Consider the following 14,841-nt stretch of genomic DNA (forward strand, 5'->3'; position numbering starts at 1 on the left):
AGCCTGACGCACAGCAGCCTGGACAGCGAGGACGTCGCCGTAAGTACGGTAAACGCTTGGGATCGGTGACCGAGATGGCTGCCGAGGTTCGGCAACAGGCCAAGACTTATACCGTCAACCTTTATAGCAAACGCCGAGAAGTGCGCGCTTATGACGCTGTGGTCATGGTGAAGACACTCAAATGCCCTGTTCGAGTGGTTTGGGTGTTCCGTAAAACCCAGTGGGTAGCACTGTTCACCACTGACCTGGAGCTTTCTATAATACAGATCATCGAGTATTATGGGGCGCGCTGGAAAATTGAATCCGGATTTAAAGAGCTCAAACAAGACATTGGCAGCCGGACAAGTCAGTGCCGCAATGCTCAAGCCGTGACTAACCATCTGCAATTTTGTTTAATGGCGTCAACGATCACTTGGATTTATGCAGATCGCCTGAAAACCGACCCGGAACGTCGGCATAAAGTGAAGGGACGAACCAGTTTTGCCTTTTCGGATGTTCGGCGGCTTATAGCTGAAGCCGCTCTCAATGAGGATTTTGATAGGGTTTGCCCCAAACCCGGCAACCCCTCGAAAAATTCGTTGGTGGCCGTATTGCTACGCATGGTGGCTTGATGATTTTTTAGGAAACTTCAGTTGTTTTTATTTCGACTTAGAATGATTAGTCCAAGAAAACCACGGCCCCCATTGGTTCAAGAGTAAAGGAGAACAACATGAAACCACTCTTAAGCAAAGCCCACACGCAAGATTTACTGCACACCCTTTACAGCATGGCGTTTTTGGTCGAAGCGCGCGATCCTTACACCGGCGGTCATTTGTGGCGGGTGTCGCAGTTTTCGACTCGTCTGGCGCTGGCTTGCGATTTCTCCAAACAGCAGGCTGTGGTTGCCGGACTGGGCGGTTTTCTACATGATTTAGGTAAGGTAGGAGTGCCGGACAGTATTCTGAACAACAAGGGTAAACTCGGTGATGACGAATATGCGGTAATGAAAACCCATCCTGAATTAGGGGCTCAGGTTTTACAGGGTCATCCATTGGCACCGCTGGCGATGGATGCGGTGCTGGGACACCATGAGCGCATCGACGGCCATGGTTATCCATCTGGCCTAACCAGCGAGGCTATATCGAACACAGCTAAAATAGTAGGCCTGGCCGACGCTTTCGATGCGATGACCAGCACTCGTCCCTATCGTAAAGGTATGGCGGTGGAAGCGGCTATTGAACAAATAACCAAAAATTTGGATACACAGTTCGACCGGACATTCGGTGTGAAGTTTATTGCACTAGCCAAGTCGGGTGAGTTGGATGGTATTATCGGTCACAGTGATGCCGGTATTCCGATGCGCGATTGCCCTATATGCGGGCCTGTTGTGGTAGTGCATAAGCACCAGAAAGCGGGGGATGCTGTCTTTTGCAGAGTATGCGGCAATGGCTTTTCAGTGCAAAAACAGCATGGCGAATTGAAACTGCAACCCACCGGAAAACTTGGCACCCCCCATGATTTACAAGCCAATATCGATCATGACCTGCTGGGTCGATTGCTCGAAGAGGCGCTGCCGCATTTGCCTGTTGACAGCAGCAACAGCGGCAGGAGCTGGCTACAACGCTTGCGACGCTGGTTGTAATGTGCATAGATGGATTAGGCAAAAGGGATGCCGTTTATCCGATAGGTAAACTGATTTATGCCGCAATGCTGAAAATCGTTGGGAATATAAGACCAGAACACACATGAGAAACTTTGGCGGCTCAGGCCGCTTGAATTGTTACGCACTTCGGAGTTAAATCCGCTATCGTTTGCGAAATAAAAAAATTAGCTTATAAGGAATGCCGTGATGGTACGACTAATCGTTTATAAGAAGTTTTGATGTAGCAGGAAGAGCATTTTTATTCCGCTATTTCCAGCCTGTATCGCACGCACGGATCGCGGGCGGTGGGGTCGCACCACGTTGAATCGGTGCGAACTTGATGCCCTTCTAGAGTAAGCGGGGCTATATTGAGCCGTTAAGCAAGACGCAGATGCGGCGAGTGTGTGTCAATTAATTAACGAAATAGGAAAAACTGATGAGAACTTCAACAAATACATCTGGAATGTTATTGGCTACTGCGGTAGCGGCATTATTCATGAACGGCCCTGTGATGGCAGCAGAGCAAGGCGGTGCGCAAGAGGCAAAAGTTCATTGCGGCGGCATCAATGCCTGTAAAGGACAGTCCGAATGCAAGACTGCCAGCAATGCTTGCAAAGGCCAGAACTCATGCAAAGGCCAAGGCTTTATCTCCACTACAGAAAAAGAATGCGCCGATCAGGGTGGCAAGGTTCTGGCAGCCCCCGCCATGTAAAGGACAGATTTTATCATTAAAACAGGAGTTCGGCTATGCTGTGGCCGGACTCCCCTTTTATCTACTACCGGGGAGACATTATTATGTCTAATACGGAGCAGCGACCCAATCTCGGATTTGGTCTGGGTCTGCGCACAGAGCACTATGAAACAATCCTGGCCGATAAGCCACCTGTTGACTGGTTTGAAGTGATCACGGAGAATTACCTCGTTCCAGGCGGCAAACCACTTCATTATCTCGATCGTATCCGCGCGGATTATCCGATGGTCATGCACGGTGTCTCGCTTTCCATCGGCGGAACCGACGCCCTGAATTTCGACTATTTACGCCAGGTTAAAACGCTGGCGGAACGGATAGAGGCAGCCTGGATTTCCGATCATCTTTGCTGGACCGGCGTTAACGGCGTTAATTTGCACGATCTTTTGCCGCTGCCTTATACCGAAGAAGCGATACAACATGTGGTGAACCGTGTCAAAACGGTGCAAGATTTTCTCGGCCGCAAAATTCTGCTGGAAAATGCTTCCAGTTATATCACTTATTTGCATTCGGAAATGAGCGAATGGGAGTTCCTCGGCGCGGTCGTGGAACGCGCAGACTGCCTTATTCTGCTCGACATCAATAATATTTATGTCAGCGCCCATAACCACGGATTTGATCCCTTTGTTTACCTGGACAATGTCCCTGCAAACCGCGTTCAGCAATTTCATATTGCCGGCCATCTTAATCTGAATAATATCATCATTGACACCCACGGCGAATCGGTGATCGACCCGGTTTGGGCGCTTTATGAAGCCGCATTACGCCGCTACGGGCCGGTTTCCACCATGATCGAGCGCGACGACAATATTCCGCCTTTCGGGGAATTACTGGCAGAGCTGGAGATGGCCAGACAGATCGCCGGTTCTCTGGAGTTAGCGGCATGACACTATCGAAACCGAAGCCATCCTCATCCACTCTTACGCTGAGGGATATGCAACAGGCATTTCAGTCAGCCGTGCTGCATTTGCAGGAAACGCCGCCGGACTTTGTCGTTGATACCGCACAGGCATCCTCCGCGGAACGTTTCAAGGTCTATACCGAAGCCTATCGCTTGCGCCTGATCGAAGCGCTCAGCGCCGATTATCCTGCCTTGAAAGACTGGCTGGGTGATGAGGGTTTCGATACCATGGGACGCGCCTATATCGACGCATCGCCTTCCGATCAATTTTCCATCCGCTGGTTCGGACGCCATTTGCCGCGCTTTCTAGCGGAATCACCACTTTATGCCGGGCAGCCGGGTCTAAAAGAACTGGCGATTTTTGAATGGGCGCTGAGCGAGGCGTTCGACGCCCCTGAAAGCACTTTGACCGATTACAAGCAATTGGCCGCAATCGATCCAGCTCATTGGCCATCGCTAAAACTGCGTTTTCATCCGTCTTTGCGCCGAAGCGATTTAAACTACAATGCTCCTCAAGTGTGGCAGGCGTCGAATCAGCAAGAACCGCTGCCGGCGTTTACAACGAATCCCGAATCGCAAGCCTGGATAATCTGGCGTCACGAACTCAAACTTTTATTTCGTTCTCTGTCGGCTCAGGAGGCGTTTTCCCTCGATGCCTTTATGCAAGGGCAATGTTTCGCGGAAATTTGTACAGGCTTATGCGAATGGCTGGACGAAGAACAAGTGGTCATGAATGCGGCGGGCTTTTTACAGGCCTGGTTGCGCGATGGCTGGATTGCGGATGTTGAGGTTAACTACTGAGGCAGTTATGCAGGAGCGGCTTAAGCCGCTCCTGCATTGTTATTGCTGGTCGCCTTTTATCCTATCGCTAATGCGTTTGCGGGCGGCGTCGGGTAGTGAAATAGTCAGGCAGTGATTGTTAATGTTAGCCGCTGCCTTCTGTATAAACTGTAATTGTTTAAGGTAACGATGGCAGGTTTTACACATTAACAAATGCAGCTTCATTTCCCAGCGTATTCGCCAGGGTAACGAGGTATCGAGGCTATTAGAAGCCAGATCTATGATTTGTTTACATTTAAGCATGGTTTCTTACTCTTTATCGAACCAGTGGGTGTCCAGGCACTGCCGGAGTTTCATGCGGGTTCGTGACAAGGTAACCCACAACTGATTAGTCGAATTAAGATCCAGAACCTTACAGCAATCTTCACTGGATAAATCTTCCAGGGTACGCAGCATGAATAAATCAGACATGTTTTTAGGCAGTCTGGACAGGCAATCATTAAATACTTGCCAGAACTGTTCATTATCTAAAGATTTATCCGGGGTTGCCCATTCTACCAGTGAGACTTGCCAGTTTCCCTCTCCATCAAACTGATGAGCCAATAAATCATCGCCCATGTCCGTTTCGCTGGGCGTTGAAATTTCGTGCCGGTTTTTTCGGAAGTGATCCATGATTTTATGCTTCAAAATACCTACCAGCCAGGTTCCAACTGCCGATTGCCCGGTAAAGTTTTGAAATCCCTGAAGCCCGGCTAACAGCGTATCTTGTACCATATCTTCAGCTGTGGCTTCCGAGCGCACTCTCAGCAGCGCATAACGATACAGCATGTCGCCATAATCATTCAGCCATGTCTCAGGCTCGGGTGTTGTTGACAGGGTCATAGGGAATCCTTGAGTTTTCTCTTAAATTTGTATTATAAGCAATAACCGGTGGTTTCTTAAGGAAAATCATGAAATTCACTGCGTAACCTCAGCAGCTGGATAAAAAAATCGATAATCATGAATTACATCTATTGCTCGTTTGGGATGAGCTTGCCTTACATTATTTTATAAATGCTCTGCTGCTAAAGGCTGTCAGGTTTTACCCTTTTTTCCGACTAATGGATTAATTATCAAGGCTGCTTTTGTCCATTCACAAGCCCTAGATCAGGAGACGCAACCATGAAATGGTTATTTGAAGACTGGTATCACCTGCTCGTTGCGCCCTGGGCGCACACAGCTCTGGTCGTTTGCGCGATACTTTGCGGGACGTTAATCGGCGCGGAGCGGGAGAAAAATAGCAAACCCGCCGGCTTGCGCACCATGATCCTGATTGCGCTGGGCTCTACGCTGTTCACGATGGTTTCCTATCAGTTGGCGGGCGATGACGGCGACCGTGGACGGGTCGCGGCGCAAATCGTTTCGGGTATCGGCTTTTTGGGTACCGGCGCCATTTTGCATGACACCGTCCGCATCAGGGGATTAACGACTGCCGCAACTATTTGGGTTATGGCCGCGCTTGGCATGCTCTGCGGTGTCGGTTACGGCGGCGCGGCAATCGGGTTGACCTGCGCCGTATTGCTGCTGTTGATCCTGTTAACGCAAGTGGAAAATCGCTATTTGGGTCCCTGTTATTACGCTAACGTTGCGCTGATTTATGATGACGACGGCGGCAAAACCAGCGTAAAAGTCGATTCGGTTCTGGAGGATTACAGAATCCCGCCAAGTTCGATCAATAAAACACTCAATGAGAATGGCATGGTCGAATTGACATTGATCTACTGCAATGCGCATAAACATCATAAAGCTTTTTTGATGAAATTTTCCGAAATGCCGGAAATCAAATCGATCAAACGAAGCGATTGATCCTAGAAAAATCATTTGATCCACGAAAAACACAAAAAGCACGAAAATATTCAAAGAGATACCAAGTTGTAGATCCTCACCCAAAGGGCATAGGTATCTACACAACTTTAAATATATATAATCAGTTGGTTAGGGAAATATAGTCGGTTTTTCATAAAGATAATCACCTTTACGAGGTGAGTTTTGACACTCAATGCAGTCAGTTGTTAACCAGAAATCATGAATAATCGAATTTAACCAATTGTTTTATAAGTCATTAAACTTGTGTAGATACTTATGCCCAAAGGGTGAATGGCTGCGCAATACAACATACTGATTTCTTTCGTGTCTTTCGTGCTTTTTGTGGACTAACTGCGGTTTTTAGGTTGATGTTTCCCAGCGGGTTCCTGGTGAAAGGCACTTATTTTGGACGCCCGGAAAATATTTCGGTTTTCGGCTTCCCAGCAGTTACCATTTTTCAGTAAACAATGTAAGTCCCGGCGGCAAGCGGCGACTAATTCGCAACACTGTTCGGATATCACTTCTGTTGAAATGAAAATTCGGGGGTTTTCCGCCGTTGTTGGCTAGACGGCACACTACTGCCAGCGCTTGCGCATTGGTTTATATTCACAATAGGAAAATGCAACAGATGAAAATTGCCATGATAGGTTTAGGAAAAATGGGGGCGAACATGACCAAACGCCTGATCAATAACGGCCATGAAGTCGTCGTTTATGATCTTAACCCTGACAATGTCGCGCAGCTAGTTGCGGAAGGCGCTGAGGGCGCTGCTTCCCTTGAAGATTTAGCGCAACGATTACCCGCGCCGCGTGTCGTGTGGATGATGGTTCCGGCAGGTGACGTGGTGGAAAAAAACGTGACGGCCCTGGCCGAATTGTTAGAACCGGGTGACACGCTCATCGACGGTGGTAATTCTTATTATAAGGATGACGTGCGCCGGGCCGGGCTGTTAAAAGCACAAGGCATCCATTTTTTAGATGTCGGCACCAGTGGCGGCACCTGGGGCATAGAGCGAGGCTATTCGCTGATGATCGGAGGCGACCAAGATCCCGTTCAACGGCTAGCACCCATCTTTGCCGCACTAGCGCCGGGACGGGGAGATATTCCGGCAACACCTTACAGAAACGATTCCGCCAGCAGCGCAGAGCAAGGCTATTTGCACTGCGGTGCTGTCGGCGCCGGGCATTTCGTCAAGATGATACACAACGGTATCGAATACGGCTTGATGCAGGCTTATGCGGAAGGCTTTGATATTTTGCGCGGCGCGGCATCCGAGACGCTTCCCGAAGCGTTTCGATACAACTTTGAATGCAATGAAATTGCCGAGCTGTGGCGGCGTGGCAGTGTCATCAGCTCATGGCTGCTGGACCTGACTGCGCAGGCGCTGGCCGAAGATCCCGAGCTGTCCGGTTATAGCGGCTATGTCACCGATTCCGGTGAAGGGCGTTGGACGGTGCAGGCCGCTGTTGAAGAAGCGGTGTCCGCCGAAGTGTTGACCGCTGCCCTTTATGCCCGCTTCCGCTCCCGTCAGGAACATACCTTTGGCGAGAAAATGCTGTCAGCGATGCGGCAACAATTTGGCGGCCATGTAGAAGACGGAAAGGGAGAAAAAGTGTGACCATCAATATTGAAGCCGTTGCCACCAAGTCCGGCGAATCCGCGTTAGCCAAGGCCGAAGCTTGCGTGATCGTCATTTTCGGCGCGACCGGGGATTTGACCAAGCGTAAGCTAATGCCGGCTCTGTGTCATTTGGCGCGGAAAGGAGAACTTTCGGAAGCGTCGATAATCATCGGCGTGGATCGTGAGACGATGGATACCGATAAGTTCAGGGCGTTAATGCAATCCGCCGTGCATGAGGCAAAAGGGGATCAATTGTTCGATGCCGAAGAATGGCGTCACTTTGCGCAAAAGTTAAACTATTTTGCCTGCGATTTGAAAGAACCTAGTCGTTATGGCGGTCTGGCTGCGCGTATTCAGGAGTTGAACGGAGGCACCTTGGGTAACCGGCTTTATTACTGCGCCACACCGCCTACGCTGGTCGAGCCGATTATCGCTGGCATAGGCACAGCCGGTCTGGCCGGCGAGGCGTCGGGCTGGTCGCGCATCATCATCGAAAAACCTTTCGGGCGCGACCTGGCTTCTGCACAAGCGCTCAGCGACACGATTGCCCTGGTATTTATGGAACACCAGATTTACCGGATCGACCATTATCTGGGCAAGGAAACCGTGCAAAACATACTGGTTTTCCGTTTTGGCAATGCGCTGTTCGAACCGGTATGGAATCGTAATCATATCGATTATGTCGAAATAACCGCAGCAGAAACCTTGGGCATAGGCCATCGCGGCGGTTACTACGAAGAAGCCGGCGCCCTTCGGGACATGGTGACTAATCATTTAATGCAATTACTGGCGCTGATCGCAATGGAACCGCCCATTGCCTTTGATGCCGATGCGGTTCGCGATAAAAAAATACAGGTTTGGCGCACGATCAAGCCGATGACGGCAGCAGAAGTCGCGGCAAAAACAGTGCGGGGGCAATATGGAAGCGGACAGATTGATCAGGATGTCGTGCCGGGTTACCGCGAGGAACCCAGCGTCGCTTCAGATTCAAATACCGAAACTTACGTCGCTGCCGAGTTCCGCATCGAAAACTGGCGTTGGGCCGGCGTGCCGTTTTATCTGCGCACCGGCAAACGTCTGGCGCGTGGCGTCACCGAACTCGCCGTGCACTTCAAGCGACCGCCGCAACCGTTGTTTGCAGGCAAAACCGAACTGATCGAGCCTAATGTGATCGCCTTGCGTATTCATCCCAACGAAGGCATCGACATCAGTTTTGACGCCAAACAGCCCGGCAGCGAAATGCAGACCGTCAACGTGCAAATGGATTTTCGTTATCAGCAAGCCTTTAACATGCGCATTCCTGAAGCTTACGAAACCTTATTGCTGGATGCGCTGTGCGGCGATGCCACGCTATTCACCCGCCGGGACGGTGTGGAAGCGCAATGGCGATTAATCGACCCTATCCTGGAATCCTGGCGACAACAGCCGCCTGAAACGCTCCCCAACTATGCCGCTGGCAGCGAAGGCCCGAAGGCCGCCGATGAACTGCTGGCCCGCAACGGCCATAAATGGCGGTTACTGGGTACGCAGCTTACAAACACACCGCAAACAGGAACAACAAAACAATGATAACAACCAATACGAAAACACAATCACTGACAAAACGTCCTGCCTGGCAGGCGCTGCAGGCGCATTATCAACAGATACAGCTTTTACACCTGCGCCAGCTGTTCGCCGATGATCCGTTGCGCGGCGAACGCTTGGTGATTGATGCTGCGGGCATTTACCTGGATTATTCGAAGAACCGGGTGACTGATGAGACCATGCGCTTACTGATAAATCTTGCCGACGAATGCGGTTTAAGTGAGCGGATTACCGCTATGTTCAACGGCGACATCATCAACGTGACCGAGCAGCGGGCCGCGCTGCATACGGCCTTGCGTGCGCCTAAAGGTGAACGGATCCTGCTTGACGGCGTTGACGTGGTGGCTGAAGTCCACGCAGTACTCGACAGGATGGCGCTCTTTTCAGATAAGGTTCGCAGCCGTCACTGGCTGGGATACACGGGTAAACGTATCGCCAATATCGTCAATATCGGTATCGGCGGTTCCGACCTCGGCCCGGTGATGGCCTACGAAGCGTTGCGGCTTTACAGTCAGCGCGACCTGACTTTCCGTTTCGTCTCGAATGTGGATGGCACCGATTTTACGGAAGCTACCCGCGATCTTGATCCCGAAGAAACGCTGTTTATCGTGTGTTCGAAGACCTTTACCACCCTTGAAACCCTGACCAATGCCCGCGCCGCGCGTGACTGGTGTTTGGACAAGCTCGTTGACGATCATGCCGTGCGCCGGCACTTCGTCGCCGTATCGACCAATGCCGAAGAAGTGACAAAATTCGGCATCCATACCGACAATATGTTTGGCTTCTGGGATTGGGACGGCGGGCGCTATTCGATGGATTCGGCGATTGGTTTGTCGACCATGATCGCCGTCGGAGCGGACAATTTCCGTGCGATGCTCAAAGGCTTTCATGCCATGGATGAACATTTTCGCACTGCGCCGTTCGATCAGAACCTGCCTGTCATCATAGGCTTGCTCAAGCTCTGGTACAACAACTTCTTCGATGCCCAGTCGGTCGCGGTATTTCCTTACAACCAGTATCTGAAGCGTTTCCCTGCCTACCTGCAGCAATTGACGATGGAGAGCAACGGCAAGCACATCACACTAGACGGTGCCTGCGTCGACTATCAAACGGCGCCGATCTATTGGGGCGAACCGGGCACCAACGGCCAGCACTCGTTCTTCCAGCTGCTGCATCAGGGTACCCGTCTGATTCCCTGCGATTTTATCGGTTTTTTCCAGAGCTTGAATCCGCTCGGCGATCAGCATGATTTGTTGATGGCAAACTTTTTCGCGCAGACCGAGGCACTAGCTTTCGGAAAGTCACAGGACGAAGTCAAGGCCGATGGCACCTCCGACTGGTTGGTGCCGCACCGTACCTTCGAGGGTAATCGTCCGACCAACACCGTTCTCGTTGAACAGTTGACCCCTGAAACGCTCGGCAAACTGGTCGCGCTTTACGAACATAGTGTGTTTACGCAAGGGGTTATCTGGAATGTCGATTCATTCGATCAATGGGGGGTTGAGTTAGGCAAGGTATTGGCGCAGAAAACCGCAGCCGAACTCAAAACTGCAGATGAGCCGCTACTCGACCATGACAGTTCGACCAACGCGCTGATCCGGCGTTATCGCCGGTTTAAAAGCGGGCAATCATGACAATCGGCTTCAGCGACTGCCATTCGACCACCTCTCGCGGCAGCGACCCTCTTGGTAGAGAAAGATAGGCAAGGTGGATTCCTTGCCTACAGGGATGTAGGTAAGGGGCGTAAGCTTTGTGGGCGAAAACGGCCGTGCGCCTACTTTTGATGCCCCCTTTATACCAGACTTCTAATAAAAATAAGTACGAGAATAAACAGGTACAAGAATGAAACTGACGATTGGCAATTTGGCAAAACAGGCTGAAGTTACGGTTGAAACCATACGTTATTACCAACGCATCGGATTACTGGATGAACCGGAGAAACCTGACAGTGGTTATCGATGTTATCCACTTGATAGCATCGCAAGAATACGGTTTATTAAGCGCGCGCAACAATCCGGTTTTACCCTAAAAGAGATTAGTGAATTGATAGCGCTAAATAGTGGCCATTGCGACGATGTCAGAAAAATAGCCGAACAAAAGCTGGTGCGAATCAATCAACAGATAAGCGCTTTGATTATGTTGCGAAATGAATTGGATCAATTGGTTAAAGGTTGTCAGCGAGGCGTTTCAACTAACCGTTGCTCTCTGATTGATACGCTGGCGAGTGCTGAGTCAGATTCAAAAGCAGGGGAATAATCCATTTCTCCTTGACCCCGTTCTGTGGAACGGGGTTTAAGATACTCTTCAAGCTCTTTGGTAAGGCCTGAATTTATTAAAAATCGACAAGATTCTATGGTCGAGCTGAAGTTGTCAGACTACGGGTTTTTAGTTTAAACGAGAAAAACTGTCATGAAAACAAATCAACAAACACTCACTAAAAGCTCCGGCTGGTTTGGACTGGGCGCCATATTAGCCGCCATCGGTGCCTCCGCTTGTTGCGTTGCCCCGTTATTACTATTATCACTGGGCATCGGTGGCGCCTGGGTGAGTAATTTAACGGCTATGGAAGCCCTCAGGCCATTTTTTATAATACTAACGCTGGTTTTTATTGGGCTGGGATATCGACAATTAGTTGTATTGCCGGAATACTGCGAAGAGGGAAAAGTCTGTACTTCCCCAAAAGTGAAACGCAATCAACGTTTGTTATTCTGGATAGGTTCCGGATTTTTACTGATGTTGCTGGCCTTTCCCTGGTACGCCCCTTTCTTTATGAAATGAGGAGAATAACAATGATGATTAAAACTGTATTTTTGACGTTGAGCTTATTCATTACACCTTTTCTAATTCCGGCAGCTCATGCTGTATTACCCCTTCAAACTCAGAACAGTAACTCATCTGTGACGCTGGATGTGCAGAATATGACCTGCCCACTATGCAAATTCACCATCAAGAAAGCGCTGCAGGGCATAGATGGGGTGGACAATGTTGAAGTTGACTATGACGCTAAAACGACTACGGTCAGTTTTAACGCGCAAAAAACAAGCGCCGATGCCTTGATTAAAGCGACCACAAATGCCGGTTACCCTGCAACTGTTCACCTTCAATAGTCAATAACACAGGATCGGAACATGTCAGAGTGCTGCTCAAACAGTCCATCAAAAATAACTGAGCAAGATTGTCCTCAGTGCGGGACCTCATGTAAAAGCGTAGGCACAAAAACGTTGTACCATCAGGTGAAATTCCCGGAAAACCAGGCAATTAATTCAGACAGATATTATTTTTGTCCTGTTAAAACCTGTGCGGTTGGTTATTTTTCAACAGCGGGCAGCATGATTCCCAAACAACAGTTAAGGTCTGCTCAGAACATTCAGGAAGACATGCTTTGTTATTGTTTTGATATTTCTGAAGCCCAATATCGATTTGCGTTACAGGCTAATACTGCTGAATCGATCAAGCACTTTGTTATTGAACAGACCCGATCAGGAACTTGCGCCTGTGAAATCAGAAATCCATCAGGGCAGTGTTGTTTGGCTAAGTTTAAGCGGGTTGAGAAAGAAATTGCACATTGTGACTGAATGACATGTTTCGATTAACACGGCTGGAATAAAAACAAGCAGGTTTATGGCTTGCTTCAGTAAATTTTCATGTTGGAATCCGGCTGGAAAACCAAGCTTAATAAATAGCATGAAACCGTAATTATTCAGTCTTACACCTTTCCGCAACTCAATATCGCGATTTACAATTTTTTATCTAATCGGCTTTGCAGATCGTCGGTGTAATGACGCGCCGCTTTGCGTATGAACTGCGTCTGGGTTTGGAAATTGCGACAGCGGTTACACATCATTACATGCAGCCACACCGCAAAACGTTCGCGCAAACTTAATTTTTTATCCAACCCCTGGGAAACCAGGGCGGAAATGTCTCGACAGTTACGCATGGCGTTTCTCCTGTTTTGTATTATTGAACCAACGGATTTCCAGGCATTCGCGCAACCTGAGTCGCGCACGGTGCATGGTAACCCAGTAATTGGCTTCACTGAGCCCTGTTTCCCGACACACTTCGACGGCTTCCAGGCCGACCAATTCGCGCAGCATAAAGGTATTGGCCATTTTCGGCGGCAGATTATTTTGGCATATCTCGTAGATCGTCCAGAATTCCTGCTGTTTCAGTGCTGCTTCAGGATCGGCCCAAGCCTTGGGACCGCCGTTCCAGTGGCCAGTGCTCATGAAAAAATCGTCTTGCTCCGTTTTATCATCACCTTCGTCAGTCTGGGTAAACTCTGGGACAGGATTTTCTCGCGCGCTACGCCGCCAGTGATCGGCTATTTTGTGTTTAAGAATACCGATTAGCCACGTACGCAAACCGGCTTTGCCTTCGAAACCCGATGACGCTTGCAAAGCCGCCAGCAGCGTTTCCTGCACGGCGTCATCGGCCAACTCGCTATCACGTAATTGCAACAGCGCGTAGCGAAATAATATTGGTCTTTGTTCAGTCAGCGTTTGCTCGGTGAATAAGGTGCCTGTCATCACATATACGCCCCAATCAGCAGCACAAGCTGGTCTCTGCCGCGTCGCCTTGCGCACCTGGAGTGCAATCAAACAAACCGAAGTGGCGGGATTTTTCACCCAATACCTGAAAATGCTCGGCATAGCGGCTGGCAGCCAGCATATCGGCGGTATTACCGCATACCCGCAGCGGACGGCCGGTCTCGAAGTGATGATGGTTATCCAGTTCGAAGGCATGGGGATGTTCGGGGATGGTGCCGAGGTAGTAGGCCACCTGCCCATAATCCTCACAACGGTCTTCCAGCGGTAGCTTGAAAGCGCTGACGGTGACCGAGCTAAATTTGACCATGCCGATTTTAGCGGCGACTTCTGCGTCGTCGATACTGATGGGGTTTTGTTTGACGATGCGCACGTCCGGGCATCCCAACTCGTGCATAATTCTCCGGAAGTCTTCCCAATATAATGCGCCGCCCAGGCATTCGCCCAGTAAAACAGGGTCTTGGCGTAAAGCGGCAGGGATGCGGCGATCGGCGAAGACGTCGGAAAAATAGAGTTCGCCGCCCGATTTCAGCACTCGGAATATTTCAGCCAGCACTCGTGGTTTTTCCGGCGACAGGTTAATCACGCAATTGGAAACGACTACGTCAATGCTGTTATCGTCGATACCGACAGCAGCAAGATTTTCAATATGTCCATGCAAAAACTCGACATTGGCATAGCCGAAGCGTTCGGCATGCCAATCGCGATGACGCGTAGCCACTTCCAGCTGCTCCGGTGTCATATCGACGCCAATCACCCTGCCTTCCGGGCCAACCAGTTTCGACAACAAATAGCAATCGCGACCGGAACCGCAACCTAAATCCAGCACAGTCTTACCCTTTAAAACCGGAGGCAGTGGCGAGCCACAGCCGTAAAAGCGCTCCAGCACTTCCGGGTGCAAACCGGCCAGTAAGACTTTTAAGTAACCTGGCATCGCGTCAATACTGCAACAGGCACTGGTTTTCAGATCATTACTGGATTGCAAAACCTGACCATAATAATGGCGGACGGATTCGCTGATTTCGATACTTACAGTCATAGGTTTCCCCTTGTGTTTTAAAATAAAAGTCGGTAGCTGTGTATGAGAATATTGATTTAGTCGTTAAGATTAGTAGAAACCTTACAAAATCATCCCATTGACCCTGAATAAATCGCTAAACCCATAATTCTGCAAACGCTATTCAGAGCTATTTACTGG

Annotated in this window: 16 protein-coding genes and 1 pseudogene; 12 read left to right on the forward strand and 5 right to left on the reverse strand. The window is 49.8% G+C overall.

Annotated features, from left to right (window positions below; translation table 11 throughout):
* The 5 genes from RW114_RS09295 to RW114_RS09315 form a co-directional block, all read left to right on the forward strand.
* On the forward strand, positions 1 to 611 hold a 611-nt coding region (locus tag RW114_RS09295), incomplete at its 5' end, for an IS701 family transposase (RefSeq protein ID WP_340122475.1).
* A gap of 98 nt (positions 612 to 709) precedes the next feature.
* The gene (locus tag RW114_RS09300) at positions 710 to 1,621 is read left to right on the forward strand and encodes an HD-GYP domain-containing protein (RefSeq protein WP_340122476.1); all 912 of its coding nucleotides are present in this window, start codon (positions 710 to 712) and stop codon (positions 1,619 to 1,621) included.
* A gap of 436 nt (positions 1,622 to 2,057) precedes the next feature.
* Positions 2,058 to 2,333: a BufA2 family periplasmic bufferin-type metallophore gene (bufA2, locus tag RW114_RS09305; RefSeq protein ID WP_340122477.1), complete on the forward strand. Its 276-nt coding sequence runs from the start codon at positions 2,058 to 2,060 to the stop codon at positions 2,331 to 2,333.
* A gap of 35 nt (positions 2,334 to 2,368) precedes the next feature.
* On the forward strand, positions 2,369 to 3,256 hold the full coding sequence (bufB, locus tag RW114_RS09310) for an MNIO family bufferin maturase (protein WP_340122478.1): 888 nt from the start codon (positions 2,369 to 2,371) through the stop codon (positions 3,254 to 3,256).
* Positions 3,253 to 4,071: an HvfC/BufC N-terminal domain-containing protein gene (locus RW114_RS09315; RefSeq protein ID WP_340122479.1), complete on the forward strand. Its 819-nt coding sequence runs from the start codon at positions 3,253 to 3,255 to the stop codon at positions 4,069 to 4,071. Before bufB ends, RW114_RS09315 begins: the two co-directional genes overlap by 4 nt.
* Positions 4,072 to 4,110: 39 nt before the next feature.
* Here the strand turns inward: RW114_RS09315 and RW114_RS09320 are convergent, their stop codons facing one another.
* Both RW114_RS09320 and RW114_RS09325 read right to left on the reverse strand, forming a co-directional pair.
* Positions 4,111 to 4,353, reverse strand: coding sequence for an anti-sigma factor family protein (locus RW114_RS09320; RefSeq protein ID WP_340122480.1), 243 nt, complete (start codon positions 4,351 to 4,353; stop codon positions 4,111 to 4,113).
* Between the two features lie 6 nt (positions 4,354 to 4,359).
* Entirely contained in the window at positions 4,360 to 4,932 is a 573-nt protein-coding gene (locus RW114_RS09325) for a sigma-70 family RNA polymerase sigma factor (protein ID WP_340122481.1), read from the reverse strand.
* Between the two features lie 279 nt (positions 4,933 to 5,211).
* On the opposite strand from RW114_RS09325, the gene RW114_RS09330 reads away from it, so the two are divergent.
* The 7 genes and pseudogenes from RW114_RS09330 to RW114_RS09360 all read left to right on the forward strand — a co-directional run bounded on the left by RW114_RS09330 (position 5,212) and on the right by RW114_RS09360 (position 12,674).
* Positions 5,212 to 5,895: an MgtC/SapB family protein gene (locus RW114_RS09330; RefSeq protein WP_340122482.1), complete on the forward strand. Its 684-nt coding sequence runs from the start codon at positions 5,212 to 5,214 to the stop codon at positions 5,893 to 5,895.
* A gap of 628 nt (positions 5,896 to 6,523) precedes the next feature.
* Positions 6,524 to 7,513 carry a phosphogluconate dehydrogenase (NAD(+)-dependent, decarboxylating) gene (gnd, locus tag RW114_RS09335; protein ID WP_340122483.1) on the forward strand — a complete coding sequence of 330 codons (990 nt, stop codon included), beginning with the start codon at positions 6,524 to 6,526 and terminating at the stop codon, positions 7,511 to 7,513.
* Entirely contained in the window at positions 7,510 to 9,084 is a 1,575-nt protein-coding gene (gene zwf, locus RW114_RS09340) for a glucose-6-phosphate dehydrogenase (protein WP_340122484.1), read from the forward strand. Before gnd ends, zwf begins: the two co-directional genes overlap by 4 nt.
* Positions 9,081 to 10,733, forward strand: coding sequence for a glucose-6-phosphate isomerase (gene pgi / locus RW114_RS09345; RefSeq protein WP_340122545.1), 1,653 nt, complete (start codon positions 9,081 to 9,083; stop codon positions 10,731 to 10,733). The genes zwf and pgi overlap by 4 nt, the downstream gene beginning before the upstream one ends.
* Positions 10,734 to 10,941: 208 nt before the next feature.
* A complete protein-coding gene (locus RW114_RS09350) occupies positions 10,942 to 11,355 on the forward strand; it encodes a MerR family DNA-binding protein (RefSeq protein ID WP_340122485.1) in 414 nt (137 codons plus the stop codon).
* A gap of 153 nt (positions 11,356 to 11,508) precedes the next feature.
* Positions 11,509 to 12,206: pseudogene (locus tag RW114_RS09355) on the forward strand (mercuric transporter MerT family protein).
* A gap of 21 nt (positions 12,207 to 12,227) precedes the next feature.
* Positions 12,228 to 12,674: a putative iron-sulfur cluster-binding metallochaperone gene (locus tag RW114_RS09360; protein ID WP_340122486.1), complete on the forward strand. Its 447-nt coding sequence runs from the start codon at positions 12,228 to 12,230 to the stop codon at positions 12,672 to 12,674.
* A gap of 161 nt (positions 12,675 to 12,835) precedes the next feature.
* On the opposite strand, the gene RW114_RS09365 is transcribed toward RW114_RS09360, so the two are convergent.
* From RW114_RS09365 to RW114_RS09375, 3 genes are read right to left on the reverse strand one after another with little or no spacing between them, the layout of a single operon-like run.
* Positions 12,836 to 13,036, reverse strand: coding sequence for a zf-HC2 domain-containing protein (locus RW114_RS09365; RefSeq protein WP_340122487.1), 201 nt, complete (start codon positions 13,034 to 13,036; stop codon positions 12,836 to 12,838).
* The gene (locus tag RW114_RS09370) at positions 13,029 to 13,625 is read right to left on the reverse strand and encodes a sigma-70 family RNA polymerase sigma factor (protein WP_340122488.1); all 597 of its coding nucleotides are present in this window, start codon (positions 13,623 to 13,625) and stop codon (positions 13,029 to 13,031) included. Before RW114_RS09370 ends, RW114_RS09365 begins: the two co-directional genes overlap by 8 nt.
* Positions 13,626 to 13,641: 16 nt before the next feature.
* Positions 13,642 to 14,682: a methyltransferase domain-containing protein gene (locus RW114_RS09375; protein ID WP_340122489.1), complete on the reverse strand. Its 1,041-nt coding sequence runs from the start codon at positions 14,680 to 14,682 to the stop codon at positions 13,642 to 13,644.
* Positions 14,683 to 14,841 lie beyond the last annotated feature (159 nt).

The sequence above is a fragment of the Methylobacter svalbardensis genome (genome assembly GCF_037671525.1).
In the GTDB taxonomy this organism is placed as follows: Bacteria; Pseudomonadota; Gammaproteobacteria; order Methylococcales; family Methylomonadaceae; genus Methylobacter_A; species Methylobacter_A svalbardensis.

Coding starts and splice junctions, on each gene's coding strand:
- RW114_RS09320 (WP_340122480.1), bottom strand. CDS start 4,353: ATGCTTAAATGTAAACAAATCATAGATCTGGCTTCTAATAGCCTCGAT.
- RW114_RS09330 (WP_340122482.1), top strand. CDS start 5,212: ATGAAATGGTTATTTGAAGACTGGTATCACCTGCTCGTTGCGCCCTGG.
- RW114_RS09365 (WP_340122487.1), bottom strand. CDS start 13,036: ATGCGTAACTGTCGAGACATTTCCGCCCTGGTTTCCCAGGGGTTGGAT.
- RW114_RS09315 (WP_340122479.1), top strand. CDS start 3,253: ATGACACTATCGAAACCGAAGCCATCCTCATCCACTCTTACGCTGAGG.
- RW114_RS09360 (WP_340122486.1), top strand. CDS start 12,228: ATGTCAGAGTGCTGCTCAAACAGTCCATCAAAAATAACTGAGCAAGAT.
- bufA2 (WP_340122477.1), top strand. CDS start 2,058: ATGAGAACTTCAACAAATACATCTGGAATGTTATTGGCTACTGCGGTA.
- RW114_RS09350 (WP_340122485.1), top strand. CDS start 10,942: ATGAAACTGACGATTGGCAATTTGGCAAAACAGGCTGAAGTTACGGTT.
- RW114_RS09300 (WP_340122476.1), top strand. CDS start 710: ATGAAACCACTCTTAAGCAAAGCCCACACGCAAGATTTACTGCACACC.
- pgi (WP_340122545.1), top strand. CDS start 9,081: ATGATAACAACCAATACGAAAACACAATCACTGACAAAACGTCCTGCC.
- gnd (WP_340122483.1), top strand. CDS start 6,524: ATGAAAATTGCCATGATAGGTTTAGGAAAAATGGGGGCGAACATGACC.
- bufB (WP_340122478.1), top strand. CDS start 2,369: ATGCTGTGGCCGGACTCCCCTTTTATCTACTACCGGGGAGACATTATT.
- RW114_RS09375 (WP_340122489.1), bottom strand. CDS start 14,682: ATGACTGTAAGTATCGAAATCAGCGAATCCGTCCGCCATTATTATGGT.
- RW114_RS09325 (WP_340122481.1), bottom strand. CDS start 4,932: ATGACCCTGTCAACAACACCCGAGCCTGAGACATGGCTGAATGATTAT.
- RW114_RS09370 (WP_340122488.1), bottom strand. CDS start 13,625: ATGACAGGCACCTTATTCACCGAGCAAACGCTGACTGAACAAAGACCA.